Below are 14,974 nucleotides of genomic sequence, written 5' to 3'. Positions count from 1 at the left end.
TATGATACATCCGTTGCCTAAAGATATATCTATTCGGTTTTGATTTATTTTTGGTGAATGTATCAATTTCAGTAGTGATTTGATTACTGAAGATACAATAGGTTTGTATCATCTTTTATGAGTTTGTGGACTACGAAGTATTATCATATAAATACATGTAAATTATAATTTCGTAACAGTTCTAAAATTTTATGCTCCTGTTGTACTTTTATGAAAATGATTATCGTAATTGAAAATTGTAAAGTATATTTATTTAATATATATATATATCAAAATTAATATATATAAATATCAATGCTTTGTATTGAATGTGACTTAAAAGCACTAAATACTTATTGAGAAATCTGAATAAATGTGCATAATTACAATTCTGTATGGTTTAAGCAACACTATTATAATTGTTTACAAAATGTGGCTCAAGAAAGTGTGATGAAATCAAAAAAGCACGAACGACTTGCATATCGCTTATCTGACATTATTATCCGACTAAACGCTGGCGAGCGTTTGGATATTTTTGAGTTAGCAGATACTTATAAGGTTTCTACTCGCACATTGAAACGAGATTTTCAGGATCGTCTGACAGTTTTGGATTTCAGAGAATCAGGTCCACAGTTTTATCTCCTTAATCCCAAAAGTATAGGTTACCTAAACGTTGATGATATAAAGCGATTCGCTAACTTTGCTAGCGTCCAAGAATTATTACCACAAATTGATCGTCAGTTTTTTCATCAACATTTGAATCAAAGTATTTTGGTTAAAGGTTATGATTATGAGGATATTCAAGAGCGTAGGCAGGACTTTGAAGCAATTAATAAGGCAATTAGAGGCTGCCATTATATCGAATTTGATTACTACAAAATCAGTGATAGTCCGACTTATAATCGAAGAAAAAAATATCGCCTAGCACCATACCATTTGCTTAACAAGAATGGTATTTGGTATGTAGTTGGGCAAACTCATGATAGAACAAAGACCTTTTGCTTTACTCAAATTAGTAATTTACAAGTAAATACTGAGACTTTCGAATGTTATGAAGATATAAAGAAAGAAATTGTCACTACAGATAGTCTATTCTTTGGTAATCAAATTAAAGAAATTGTCGTGCAAGTTAATGCTAAAGTTGCTGGCTACTTTGAGCGCCGTGACCTGCTGCCAAATCAAAATCTGATACGTCGGCTTGAAAATGGCGACTTGCTGCTAGCTTGTAAAGACGTGCATCCAAAAGAGGTTATCCCTATCGTGCAGTATTGGATACCACATATCCGAGTAATTAGCCCAAACACTTTAAATAAAGACCTAGAAGCTACTATAACCAAGTATTTAATGGAAATTTAAACGATGACAAAAAACAAAAGAAGTAAGTCGGTAGTAAGTTTCTTTAAAATCATTGTTGTAGCGACAATGAGTTCAGGGAAGTCCACACTAATCAACTCGATGTTAGGACGAGAGCTGCTTCATTGTGCTAATGAAGCAACGACAGCAACAATAACTAGAATACATAATAATGATCAACAACATCATTTTAATGGTTCCGCATAAATTTAAAAATATAAATTTAAATAAAGAAACCATCTTAAATTTCGTAGATTACAAAAAATATTAATAGTAATATATTAAAATTATGGAATGCTGATAAGGAGATAAATTTTATTAGCATAACAGGTAATATTCCTTCTATAAAAATTCCAATAAAAATATTGTTATATACGATTCGCCAGGCCCTAATAATAGTCAAGATAATACACATGAAAATTTGACTTTAAAACTAGTAAATGATGGCTGTTACGGAGTTATTATTTATGTATTAAATGCTACCCAGATTGGTATTAATGACGATAGGCTTTTTCTATCACAGATAAATCAGGTTTTAAAAAAAGATAAGCATAAGAAAATTATATTTATACTGAATAAAGCAGATGTTTTAGATGCAGAGAAAGGTGAGGATATTGAAACATTTGTTCAGAACGCAGCTTCGTACTTAAAAGATATTGGTTTCATAGACCCTGCTATTATACCAGTATCTGCACTTTCTGCATTAAATGCTAGAAAAGCATTAAATGCAGAACCTCTTACCCGATTCGAGCGTAATATATTACAACAAAATATAAATGAACTTGATGATAGTAGATTAATAAGAGCTTCTTATAATGTATCTGATGAAGTAAAGACTATGTCATTACCGAATAAAGATAAAAAAGATATATCTATTGTTATAAAAGATGGACTAGAGATACCAAAGAGTAAAATTGAAAACCTAGTATACTTTAGTGGGCTACCACTGTTAGAAAGTATTATTAATTATAACTTTCAACAATCTAGTTTATAATATTAACGGAGTATTTCATGATTAACGTAGCCATCAAACATAACCCTTTTACAATTGAGACTTGTTTTCTTATTAATGATCAAAAGCCTGAGAATAATTCCCAGCTTGCTGAATATGAAAACCAAAGACTACAATTATGGATAGAAGGGTTCTTTCAAAAGTTGTATGACATATTTAATGGTGAAGAACAATATAGAGTTCATTTCAAAGGAGTTGAAGCAGACTGTGTTGACATGGAAGAAGCCGTTAAACAAGCTAATGAAGACGGGCTAGATGTTAAGATGTCATATGACATAGTTCCAGGATCAGAAGAACGCCTAGACAAAATTCAACAACTTATATTAGAAGCAAAGCAAGATCCACTGTTCAAACAATATGTTAATACTCCAGATGTACTCAAGAAATTTGATGCGGCATTTGACAAAAATTTTGATGTTTATGTAGTGGCAACCATGTCATCTGGTAAATCTACCTTGATTAACGCTATGTTAGGTTGTGACTTACTACCAGCATTGAACGAGGCAACCACTGCTACTATTGCTAAAATTACGGATTACGACCACATATCACAAGGTCACTTTACTGTAAGTTGTAAAGATAGTGAAGGATATATAGTTAATGAACAACAAGAATTGGATCTTACAACAAAGATAGGTGCTGAATCGGCAGCTCAGCTAATGAGCGAATGGAATAAATCCCCTGATGTGTTCCGAATTAATATAGAGGGGAAGATACCAGCAATAGAAGAGCGAGAAAGTGTTCGTTTAGTATTAACAGACACTCCAGGTCCTAATAACAGCCAAGATATCGAACATAACCTAACAACTATGCGATATATTGGTGATTCCGATCGTCATCCATTAGTTCTGTATATTCTAAATGGACAACAACTTGGTATTAATGACGATCGAAGCTTATTGCGTCAGATTGCTGATGTTATGAGTAAAGGAGGTAAGCAAAGTAAAGATCGCTTTATTTTCGTCATTAATAAAGCGGATGTATTCGATCCAGAGAAAGGTGAATATATTGAGAATGTAGTTACACGCGCTAAACAATATTTAAAAAATAATGGTATTGCCAATCCTTTAGTATACCCAGTTTCTGCTAGCTTAACCTCTCTGCTTCGCAAACGTGAGCTAAGTATCGACTTATTGACACGCAGTGAACGAGGTGACCTCAGTGCAATGGAAGACCTGTTTAATGAGGAACCTCTTATGGATTTAGTCCAATATATGCCCTTATCCAAAAACACTCAGGAAAAGATCAATAAGAAAAACTACTCAACAGTATTATATCGTAGTGGTTTACCTGCGGTTGAGATGATGATAGACGACTATATCGAAAAGTATAGCCTTCCTAACCGTGTGACACGAGCAAATCAGGCACTCAGTCAGATAATACAGCAATCTACTAATGCTGCTGAATTGCAGAAATCCCTTGAAACAGATGAACAAAATCTTAATAAACTTCAGGAAAATATTAATCTGCTACGCGAGAAGGAAAAACAAGCATTTAAGTCGGATGGTTATATTAACAAAGTAAAAAATCAGCAAAAAGGTATAAGAAAAGAAACAGCACAAGCATTTATGCTAGAAGAAAAGAAGTTAAGAGAAATAATTTATGATTTTGGAAATGCATTTCAGGGTGAAGCCTCGAAAAGACAGGCTCAAAATAAGATCAATAAACTAACTCGTGACTTGCAAAGCGAGTTCAATCTTCTTGTTGTTAATCTAGAAAATATGATTGAGTCTGATCAGTTAGAAATACAAAAAGACTTGTCAACTGATTACAATAGGTACATAGCAAGTTTATTTGATGATGTATCAGAGTTGGACCTGCCTATCTTAGAAGGTTTAAAGAACCATATGGTGTCTTTCAGTATTTCTTTAGAAGAAGATGAAATACAGGTTAAGCGTCACAGAGTACAAACAGGAACAAGAACTGTTAGTGCAAAATGGTACAACCCTTTTAGCTGGTTCAGTAGTAGAGAAGAAGCTGTCTATGAAACTGTAGAAGAAGAGTTTGTTAGTCTTGATGATTTGTGGGAGGATAGAGGGCCAGAGATAGATACTGTTTTCGCAAACCTATTAATTGATGCCAAGCAAAAAATTCAAGACAATAGTGATAAAACAATTAGTATATATATTGAATTTATGAATGAAGAGTTTAGTGAACGTTTTAATAATTTGATGTCGGATCTAGAAGAAAAAGTTGAAGACAAAAATAAACGAAAAGAAGCTATCGATGTAGCTAGAATGGAATTAGACCATATTGAAAAATTCAACTCTAAAATTAGTGATATTTTGACCCTATAGATAGTTAAAGAATATATTTTAAGGAATACTATGAAAAATGAATTTAGTAAAGAAAGTTTTATTGAAGTATCTTCTAACAGCTCATTGCCTGTTATGGAGTCTCAGGTTATTCTTAATGGTATTTCAATATCTGATTTCATGGAATTCGATAGCGAAACATACCCAATAAAACTCAACAAGAGCTCATGGAATGAAGAATACTTTCGATCACAGCTTAGCTTAATACAACGTAAAGAATTTTCCAAACAACGTTGTGAGCATATTATAAACGTAAAACATCACTTGCAGCATATTGGAGCAGTAGGGTTTGATATTACCAGTGATCAATATACCTCTCCATCTACTAAAAAAACACAGCCAACATTAAATAGTGATGATCGGTCTCAAGAAATCAGTACGAGTTCAATTAAGACAGAATGTGATATTGAAGAATTACCCGATATTCTTAAAAATTATCAACCTACAGAAAAGTTACAGATAGCAGTATCAAAAAAAGATATTAGAGCCATACAGAATATAATTAAATTTGATTTAAAAAACAATCGTTTACTTATTGAAGATATAATTCAGGAAGTTGTATTTATAAATAAACATACATCAGATGTTTTTGTTGACTATTACGAAGATAAATTTTGTTTAGCTATCGATGAAAACAAAGAAAGTTGGAATAAAGACTATTTTTTATTGCAGCAAAGTTATCTTAATCATAATTTTGCTATGGAAAGGCTAATGCATCTCATTAACGTGCGGGATTATTTAGCAAAGAAAGGCGTTGAGGGTTTTGAGTATATAAGGGCTAAGCCAACATCTCAAACTCAAGCTAATAAAGAATCTAAGAAAAAGCATCAGTCTAATCGTATTTCTAGCAGTAGCTTAGAATACAATAAATCAAGTTCAGATCGCAGTCGCTCAAATACCGGACAGTCGTCTCAGAAAAAGCAAGAAGATGGCTTTATAAAGACCGCTATGAAAATAGGGGGCGCTGTTTTAGAGCATATACGTGCTTTGTTGGCGAAGTTAAGATGATTATAAAAATAGGATAGAGCATGACTAACCAGATAGCGCTCGCTACTAAAACGGAAGCTGAACTTATACAACAACAAGCATTCAGTGCACTGCAAGATGCTAGTAATCTTATTAATAAAAGCTATTTATCGGAATTACGTTATTGTGATATCGTGCCGCGCTTTAATCACAAGATTAATTTAAGCTCGGACGTTAGAGTATTTAAGGTGGAGCGTATCGTTCTTGAAAACAAGCAGTCAGTTTTAGAGAGTATGACTGCAGCCTATAATGCGCTAGGTGCTGCTGGATTTTCAGTGTTTATATTTTTAGACTGTGATGGCTCTGAGACTCACTTATACTTAGGTGCTCGTGGTCAATCAGGTGGTACTCAGGGCGGCACCGCAGGTCAGCTATTGCAAGAAACTTTTAAGGGTCACTTTTCTGGTAGTGAGCTTTTGCCATTGAATGGTTCGGCTACTCAAACTCTAATGAATAATCTGTACTCTGAAAATAATGATGGTACGTCTAAAGTCCAGTCTGTCACTGCAGTTACTGGTGTACCCTCTTTATCTGTGGAAGAGCGAGAGCACTTTATGCAAGGGCTCGAACGATTCATTGATGCTGCCGAAGGGCATAACTATTCTGCAGTGATTTTAGCAGAGCCAGTCACTCCGACCCAACTTTCTCACATCAGATCTGGTTACGAAAGTGTCTCCACTCAACTTTCACCATTACTAAAACAGCAAGTGTCCTATGGTGAAAATGATAGTGAAGCTATGAGTTTATCTATCAGTCATGGGCTCAGCCAGTCGTTAAGTGATAGCTTGAGCCAAACCGAAACATCTGGCGTTACAGAAGGAACAAACACCTCTAAAGCTTATGGGACTTCAGAATCACTTTCTGAACAAACCAATAAATCTAAAGTAGCGTCTTTTAGTGGAACTGCCATCACATTAGGCGCTACAATTGTAGGTGGTGCAATAGGTAACGTAGTAGGCGCTGGTATAGGTTCAATGATAGGTAGTAATGTAGGTAGAATGATAAGTGATCCATTCACTGAAAATAAAACAGCTGGTACTAGCTATACAGAGTCTCAAGGAATTAATGAAGGTACTAGCTTTAGCAGTGCAGCAGGACGAACTACTAGTGAATCAAGTACCAATAGTGAAACTACCGCTAAATCGGATACACAGACTGTAGGGACGAGTCGTCAATTAACCCTTGATATGACCGATAAAAGTATTGAGCAAATGCTTAAGAAAATCGATAAGCAGTTAGAGCGTGTCGATGAAGCTTCTCGCTATGGTGGCTGGCAAACAGCTGCGTATTTTATTGGGAATAGCACTGCTTCATCTGAAACGCTAGCTAGTATATTTTTAGGATTAATGCGTGGCGGTAATTCAGATACTGAAGACTTTGCTTTAACCACGTGGGATAAATCTAATAACATTAAAATGAGAAGCGTGCTTGAGTGGTTAAAGCTGATTAGCCATCCTCGACTCAATGCCAGCTTTTTTAACACCCTACCGCTTAAATATTTAACTCCAGCCACATTAGTTTCTGGCAAAGAAATGGCTATTCAGCTCAGTATGCCTCGCCGCTCTACCTCGAGCACCGCTGTGGTCGAGACTCAGGCATTTGGTAGACAAGTCAAATCTTTAGATGGCCATAATATTGCTACTAATGGGAGCATTGAATTAGGCGTTATTCGGCACTTATGGAATGATTTACCACAAAAAGTTAGTTTAGATATTGATAATTTAACCAGTCACGTATTTATATCAGGTTCAACAGGGTCAGGTAAAAGTAATACGGTTTATGAGATAATGTCTCAGCTACAAGAAAAGAATATTCCATTTTTGGTTATTGAACCTACCAAAGGTGAATATAAACATATCTTTGGTTACCTAGAGAATGTTAATGTTTTTTCAACCAATCCTTCCCAAGCGCCATTATTAAAAATTAATCCTTTTAAATTCCCGAAAAGCATTCATGTTTTAGAGCATATTGATAGACTGGTTGAAATATTTAACGTCTGTTGGTCGATGTATGCTGCGATGCCTGCTGTGCTCAAAGATGCTATTCTTCAAGCTTATGAAGCCAGTGGTTGGGATATAAATAATTCATATAACTATTATTCCGAAGATATTTTCCCAACCTTCAATGACTTATTAGAAGCAGTTAACAATGTTATTAATACATCAGCATATTCAGATGAAGTTAAAAGCAACTATGTTGGCTCACTTGCGACACGCGTGAAAAGCTTGACCAACGGTTTAAATGGTCAGATTTTTGCTTCTTATGAAATTGATAACAATATACTTTTTGACTCTAACGTTATCATTGACTTAAGTCGCGTTGGTTCACAAGAAACAAAGTCCTTGATTATGGGCATTTTGATCATGCGCCTTAACGAGCGGCGTATGGCATTTTCTGGGATGAATCAACCTCTCAAACACGTCACTATTCTTGAAGAGGCTCATCACCTCTTAAAAAGAACATCCACTGAGCAAAGCTCTGAAGGGTCAAATGTGACTGGTAAAGCCGTCGAAATGCTTTCAAATTCTATCGCTGAAATGCGTACTTATGGCGAAGGCTTTCTTATTATTGATCAATCACCAAGTGCGGTAGATAGTTCAGCGATACGCAATACCAATACTAAGATTATCTTGAGACTACCTGACGAGCAAGATCGTCGCTTGATTGGTAAAGCAGCCGTAGTCAACGACGACCAGCTTGAAGAGATTGCAAGGCTACCTAGAGGCGTTGCTGTTATTTATCAAAACAACTGGTTGGAGCCTGTCCTTTGTAAGATTAACTTTTTTAATGGAGAAGAAAAAGAGTACAAGCATTCAGCTATTAATCAAGTTATCTTAAGCGATAAACGTAAAGAGTTTAATCTTCACTTAGCAAGGTTGCTACTGCATAAACGAATGGATGAGAAAGAGCCGTTTGACTTGCAGATACTCAAAGATGGTGCTAAAAAATATAACATAGCTACTAATTATAAGATTGGGTTGCTTAATTCGATACAACAAATTGAAAAAACCGGTCATACAACAATTTGGTCCGATCATACTAATGCAATAAATTTATTATTTTCTGTGTTAGGTATACGAGAAACGATTAGTTCCCAGTTAACTCGTATGTCAAGTAAAGTGGAGCTGAACGTATTAGCGGATACTTTACTAAAAAATCATTTAACTCAACTATCAGATAATATGACACGCAGTATTCATAATGATTTAAGTACTGCCTGGAAAAATAGTTCTAAGGATATGATTTTATGATTGAGTCTATTAAACAAACTGAGGTCTTTAAGACACTTGATAAGTCTATTCTTGATGAAAGAATATTCTCTAAAAATGAGTGCTGGGATACTTTTCCCCCTAACAAGAAAGGTGACATCTTTGCTAATGATCAGCTCTGGTCTACAGAACATTATTCAAAGTCTATCGAAATTCTTCCATCTAGCATCCATCTACCAGTAAGCAATGGTGAATGGATAGATGAAGTAGGCAACTCAGTATGGAATCCTGACGATGACTTTATACCTTTAAGTGCTAATCCAGATAACTTGACTTGGGGTGAGCTCAAGGAAAAATATGGTATTGATGGAATATCTTTTAAAGATGGTGAACCAGACTTCTCAGAAGTAATGACAGATGAAGTAAGAATAGACAACTTCACAACTGAAAGAAATAAGAACTTTCCTCAAGCTGATGAACAACTTGCTGAAAAGTGGGAGTGTACACCTAGAGAGGTTGCTAATTGGCGTAAAGAAAATGGTCATACTTGGCATGAATGCAAAGACTGTCAAACTATGCAACTAGTTCCTTCTGAGGTTCACAATAACATCCCTCATGAAGGCGGTATCTCTGTTGCCAAAAAACAACTGCTAACTACAAATAACTAAGGATTATCAAATGGATATTTCAAATCTATCATTTAACTATGGTTGGCGGAAACCTATTAAATTTAAGCTTAATGGACAGGATTTTGTGATAGATTGCGTTTTCAGTGCGTTCCAAGGAGAACAAGTCACTAATGAGCAAGAGCAATCCTACAAATTTTTCGATAACAATAATTCAGAATTTGAGTTAAAAGCTTTAGAACTATTAACTAGTTACACAGAGGTAAATAACATTACTAACTCAGTAGCTCACCCTACTGCATTACAATTTAACCGTGATGGAGAGTTCGCGCTACTATGTAATTGTTCTTGGGACGAAGAGCATGGTATAGCAGTTATTCTTCACCCTCAGCAGAAGGTGGTTATGCAAGATGACTTTTTATAAGCTAGTTTTAGTTATGAAAAACTATAAATGGTAATAATCAAATGTCTGATGCAATATTAAAACACTACCAATCCCAAAAACACCAATTCACCGACCTATTTCGCCTGCGCATGCACCGAGCGCTCAGCTGGTGCGCCAAGTCGGGCAGCGTCAATGATGACGATATCCGTTTTATTACCTTATGGATTGCCTTTAATGCAGCATATGCTCGTGAAGCGCATCTACTGACCAGCAGCTCAGAGCGTAGCGAGTTTCGGCGATTTTTACAGCTGATTTGCCGTTTAGATCGCGATCAGCAAGTGTATAATCTAGTATGGGATACCTACTCTGGCAGCATTCGTGTATTGCTGGACAATCAATATACCTTTCAGCCGTTTTGGGATCATCACAATGGTTTGATCAGTCAGCAGGCATGGGAAGAGGATTTTAAACGCGCTAAAGACAAAGTACATCGCGCGCTCAGTCATAAAGACACTGACACCGTGTTAGCAGTAGTATTTAATCGCTTATATACCCTTCGTAATCAGATTATTCACGGCGGCGCGACTCATAATAGTCAGGTCAACCGCGCGCAAATCAAAGATGCTTGCGCCATTTTGTCATCCTTATTGCCGTTGATACTGCAAATCATGATGGATCATCATGATCAGATGGAATGGGGCAAACCGTTTTATCCTGTTATGAACTAACCCCTTATAGGTTTGGTATCGCGTCAAACGCGCCAGCTATATATTTATGTAAAAGGTATTGTAATTACGAACAATTTTTATGTAACCTAATCACCAAGCTTATGAAACCTACTTATATTTTTCCAACAAAAAAATATTTAGGCGGTAGTAGATAGGAAATAAATATCACACCATTTTCTCAGCGTTTTAAGCTGATTAGAGGGTGAGCCATAGTTAAATCTAAATTCACACTCTTTTAAAAATAGAGGCAAGCTCTTCTTATCGATCCCATTATACTTTCTGAGTGTTCGTTTAGACTGATTCCAGAAGTTCTCAATGCCATTGATGTGATTGTTTTTACCATAAGAAAAATCATTAGAGTGATTGACTCTAAAATGTTTAAACTCACTCACATTTAATGCACTGTAACTTCGATAACTATTCGTATAAACAAAGCTGTAAGGCTTTATTTTACGTTTAATAACAGGCATTAGGTAGTCTGTTTGGTGTCTGCTAAGATAATGGTATAAACCTTACCGTTTCGTTTTAGAATACCAAATAAAGCGGTTTTATCAGCAGCCCCGCGACCTCTTTTACCTTTACGTACACCGCCAAAGTAACTTTTATCTAATTCGACTTCAGCATCAAAAAGCTCATCAGCTTCTAATGAGAGATAATAATCTATGACAAATCTTATTTTATTATAAAAAAGTGCAGCAGTGTTAGGCTGAATATCAAGCAAATCTGCGGCTGTTTTAGCGGTTACTTCAGCCGTGAAAAACTCTAAGAGCCTTCTTTTCACTTTTTTACTTAGTTTACAACGGGTTATCTTCATGAAAGTAGTCTAGCATAGTGCGTATCTATTACAGCCTCTAAATTTAATAATTAAGCTAAATATTCTCCGAGCATACTTCAGATTTCAAAACCCTCACGACAACCATCGTCGTCTACCCTTTATTTGCTCTTGAATTTTCAAGCACGCTATCTCTACAATCAAAGGCATCTCTGATCACGTAAATACTCGTGATTGGTTATGCTTTTTTTTATGCCATCCACCTACTGAGACAGCCATGTATGCTCTTGTTGATTGCAATAGCTTCTATGCCAACTGTGAGAAGCTCTTTCGCCCTGATCTAAGAGGTAAGGCAGTGGTCGTACTGTCTAACAATGATGGCTGCGTGGTCGCTCGCTCCAGTGAGGCAAAACAGCTCGGTATCAAGATGGGTGTGCCGTACTTTCAGGTTAAAGAGTTCTGCGAGAAGAACGACGTTACCGTCTTTAGTTCAAACTACACTTTATATGCTGATATGTCTCACAGAGTCATGAGCACCCTCGAGAAGCTGTGTCCTACCGTTGAAGTCTATTCTATAGATGAAGCCTTTTTATACTTAGCCGATTATCCTACTGCGATGACTGATCTTGATAGCTATGGGCGTAAGCTCAAAAGCATCGTTGAGCAGTACACCGGCATTCCAGTATGTGTGGGTATGGGCAGTACTAAGACCATGGCAAAGCTTGCCAATTATGCTGCTAAAAAGCACCCCGCGACTAAAGGCGTCTGCGTGCTAGATAATCTTCGATGGATCAGACGTATCATGCAGATCACCGATGTTGGTGAGGTATGGGGCGTGGGTCGTCGTTACAAGGTCAGACTCAATAAGATGGGTATTCATACGGTTTATCAGCTCGCCGTCTGTGAGCCTGCGAAAATAAGACAGCACTTTGGGGTGGTACTCGAGCGCACCTGCTTAGAGCTTAATGGTCATAGCTGTCTTGGTATTGAGGCGGTAGAGGCTAAGAAGCAGATTATCTCTTCTCGCTCTTTCTCCACTCGCATTAGCTGCCCTAATGAGCTGAGTCAAGCAGTCTGTAGTCATGCGGCAAAAGCGGCAAGCAAACTACGTAAACAAGACAGCGTCTGTCATTACTTAAGCGTCTTTGCTAAGAATAGTCCGTTTAGCAAAACAGAGAGTTATGCCTCTATAGCGGGTCAATGTCAGTTTATAACACCGACAGCGGATACGAGAGTGATGGTAGCGGCAGCTCGGCAGATACTGACGCAGATATTTAAAAAAGATGTTCGCTACGCTAAAGCAGGCGTCATGCTCTTTGATATTTGCCTGCATGATGAGGTACAGCCTGACTTGTTTGCAGACGATAGTAGCGACAATCAAACCAACCAACAAAGTACCTCAAAGAGCGCAGAGGTTATTGCCGTTATGGATCAGCTTAATAAAAGATATGGTCAAAACAGTAATCAGCAGTCTGCTGTGTTTATCGCGAGTGAGGGAATAAAAGATAAGCAGTCATGGCAGATGAGCCGAGACATGCTATCGCCTTGCTATACCACAAACATTAACCAAATACCCAAAGTAGATTAAACCAGAGGTGGACTCAATGACGGTTAAGATAATAGGAAGGCTCACCGATGAAGGTGAGACGGTATTGCTCTCGCTTTATAGCGATAGAGTCAAAGCAGGCTTTCCAAGCCCAGCAACAGACTATGTGCAAAACCGTATTGATCTAAACACGCTGCTTATTCATAGCCCAACGACAACCTACTTAGTAGAGGTTGAAGGCGATAGCATGATCGATATAGGTATCTATCCTAATGATATCTTGATTGTGGATCGCTCATTGAGCGCTAGGAATAAAGACATTGTGATTGCACTGGTCGATGACGGCTTTACCGCCAAGCAGCTGATACTTGGTGAGCATATTATCTTACGAGCTCATAATGAGAACTATGCAGATATCGTGGTGAAAGGGTCACTGGAACTGTTTGGGGTGGTGGTGAGTAGTGTTAGGCGGTTTAAGAGGTGAGGGTAGGAGAATAAGATCAGGCATTTTATAACAAATAGCATTAATTAATATTATTATCTTAGGTCGAGGGAGCAAAGTACTGAAGACCATATAAATGAGGGAGCACGAGAACTATCATCAGCAGGTGTCTGCAATACCAACAGATTAGGGCTAAGAAATTAAAGCTAAGTCAGCTTATCGGATCAGACAGTCATAAGCGCTGTATAACGTATATACTGTTCAAATAATGATATGCATGATACTCTTTTATGAAGATTGTATTCTTCTGGCTTTATCTGAAATAAGTTCAATGGCCATATTAATATCTTCAGATGTAGTCATTCTGCCGACACAAATTCTAAAGGCGCATTCAGCGATCTCTTTTGAAATACCCATTGCTTTCATGATAGGTAAATATTCACGATTTAAACCATCACAAGCAGAACCAAGAGAAAAGGCGATGTGTGGTTGTAAATTGTTTAATAATTGTATGCTATCAACACCTTCAATCGCTAAGTATAAGTTACCAGGGTGGCGATTATCTAAATCACCAAATACCTTAACAGTTAGCGATTTGCGTAATCCATTCAAGAGAGCGTCGCTTAACTGTTTTAATGTCATGGCTTCAGATTCTTTAGAATCGTCTAATACTCTAGCTGCTTCAGCAAATCCAACGATTAGTGGCACAGGCAAGGTGCCAGCACGCAAACCATCTTGTTGACCGCCCCCAGAAATCATAGGCGCAAAGTCAGGATGTTGAAGATGTTTTGAATACAACAGACCAATACCTGATGGTCCGTATATTTTGTGTGCTGATAGGGTCAAAAAATCGACATCTAAATCATGGCAAGCGATATCAAGATAGCCCGCTTGTGAGGCATCTACATGCAATATTGCATTATAACGTTGGCATAGCTCAGCAATTTGATAGATAGGCTGGTTTGTTCCTATAACACCATTTGTCATCGAGCAGGAAATCCATAGCACATTATTCTGCTCAAGTTTATTGTGCATATCTTTTAAATCGATAGTGCCTTCCGATGTGATGTCCATATACAGCAGTTTGAGACCATATGTACTAGCAGCTATCTCTAAGGGCTTTAATACAGACTTATGTTCTAAGTGACTAGTTAGGATAGTGTCTGCTTGCAGGTCCATTTTTTTAGCAATAGGAATACCTGAATAAATAGCTAAATTATTTGCTTCAGTTGCTCCTGAAGTAAATAGGAGCTCTTCCTCAAAGCAGTCATATATATCGGCCAACGTCGCGAGGCTATTACTAACTAATGTTTGTTTAGACCAACCAAAAGAGTGCCCATCTGAATGGGGGTTACCAGGCTGCGACCATACATCATACATTGCGTTAATGACCAAGATATCGCAAGGAGTATGCGAATTATAATCTAAGTATATGTTTTTCATATCGTTTTCTATTATCTGCTTATAAAGATAGTTTTTAGGATGAAAAAACTAGAATTTAATTACTTAAGGATAGTAACATGATATACTTCTGCATTGGAGAGTTGTTCCAATGCAGAAGGCAACTAGACAAGCTTATTA

General features: G+C 37.0%; 12 protein-coding genes and 1 pseudogene. 11 read left to right on the top strand and 2 right to left on the bottom strand.

Annotated features, from left to right (window positions below; all coding sequences use genetic code 11):
- The first annotated feature begins 429 nt into the window (after positions 1-429).
- The 9 genes from JMY03_RS09040 to JMY03_RS09000 all read left to right on the top strand — a co-directional run bounded on the left by JMY03_RS09040 (position 430) and on the right by JMY03_RS09000 (position 10,633).
- Positions 430-1,335: a helix-turn-helix transcriptional regulator gene (locus JMY03_RS09040; RefSeq protein ID WP_201603112.1), complete on the top strand. Its 906-nt coding sequence runs from the start codon at positions 430-432 to the stop codon at positions 1,333-1,335.
- Positions 1,336-1,338: 3 nt separating this feature from the next.
- The gene (locus tag JMY03_RS13440) at positions 1,339-1,539 is read left to right on the top strand and encodes a dynamin family protein (protein WP_201603110.1); all 201 of its coding nucleotides are present in this window, start codon (positions 1,339-1,341) and stop codon (positions 1,537-1,539) included.
- A gap of 214 nt (positions 1,540-1,753) precedes the next feature.
- Entirely contained in the window at positions 1,754-2,326 is a 573-nt protein-coding gene (locus tag JMY03_RS09030) for a hypothetical protein (protein ID WP_201603108.1), read from the top strand.
- A gap of 17 nt (positions 2,327-2,343) precedes the next feature.
- Complete coding sequence (locus JMY03_RS09025) at positions 2,344-4,641, top strand: dynamin family protein (protein ID WP_201603106.1); 2,298 nt, start codon at positions 2,344-2,346, stop codon at positions 4,639-4,641.
- A gap of 30 nt (positions 4,642-4,671) precedes the next feature.
- Entirely contained in the window at positions 4,672-5,667 is a 996-nt protein-coding gene (locus JMY03_RS09020) for a hypothetical protein (RefSeq protein WP_201603104.1), read from the top strand.
- Positions 5,668-5,687: 20 nt separating this feature from the next.
- Positions 5,688-8,936, top strand: a complete 3,249-nt coding sequence (locus JMY03_RS09015) for an ATP-binding protein (RefSeq protein ID WP_201603101.1) — start codon at positions 5,688-5,690, stop codon at positions 8,934-8,936.
- Positions 8,933-9,562: an HNH endonuclease signature motif containing protein gene (locus tag JMY03_RS09010; protein ID WP_201603098.1), complete on the top strand. Its 630-nt coding sequence runs from the start codon at positions 8,933-8,935 to the stop codon at positions 9,560-9,562. The genes JMY03_RS09015 and JMY03_RS09010 overlap by 4 nt, the downstream gene beginning before the upstream one ends.
- Positions 9,563-9,572: 10 nt before the next feature.
- On the top strand, positions 9,573-9,944 hold the full coding sequence (locus JMY03_RS09005; RefSeq protein WP_201603096.1) for a DUF6985 domain-containing protein: 372 nt from the start codon (positions 9,573-9,575) through the stop codon (positions 9,942-9,944).
- Positions 9,945-9,985: 41 nt separating this feature from the next.
- Positions 9,986-10,633, top strand: coding sequence for a HEPN domain-containing protein (locus tag JMY03_RS09000; protein WP_201603094.1), 648 nt, complete (start codon positions 9,986-9,988; stop codon positions 10,631-10,633).
- A 137-nt stretch (positions 10,634-10,770) separates the two neighbouring features.
- Here JMY03_RS09000 and JMY03_RS08995 read toward each other — a convergent pair.
- Positions 10,771-11,447 (bottom strand): annotated as a pseudogene (locus JMY03_RS08995) (IS1595 family transposase).
- Between the two features lie 235 nt (positions 11,448-11,682).
- Here JMY03_RS08995 and JMY03_RS08990 point away from each other — a divergent pair.
- Together JMY03_RS08990 and JMY03_RS08985 are read left to right on the top strand one after the other, a co-directional pair.
- Entirely contained in the window at positions 11,683-12,993 is a 1,311-nt protein-coding gene (locus JMY03_RS08990; protein WP_201603091.1) for a Y-family DNA polymerase, read from the top strand.
- Positions 12,994-13,009: 16 nt separating this feature from the next.
- Positions 13,010-13,435, top strand: coding sequence for a LexA family protein (locus tag JMY03_RS08985; protein ID WP_093068970.1), 426 nt, complete (start codon positions 13,010-13,012; stop codon positions 13,433-13,435).
- 246 nt (positions 13,436-13,681) lie between these two features.
- On the opposite strand, the gene JMY03_RS08980 is transcribed toward JMY03_RS08985, so the two are convergent.
- Positions 13,682-14,836 carry a cysteine desulfurase family protein gene (locus tag JMY03_RS08980; protein ID WP_201603089.1) on the bottom strand — a complete coding sequence of 385 codons (1,155 nt, stop codon included), beginning with the start codon at positions 14,834-14,836 and terminating at the stop codon, positions 13,682-13,684.
- Between the last annotated feature and the right edge of the window lie 138 nt (positions 14,837-14,974).

It is taken from the genome of Psychrobacter submarinus, from assembly GCF_904846685.1.
GTDB classification, from domain to species: Bacteria; Pseudomonadota; Gammaproteobacteria; order Pseudomonadales; family Moraxellaceae; genus Psychrobacter; species Psychrobacter submarinus.
This window is presented reverse-complemented; position numbering and strand designations above follow the sequence as displayed.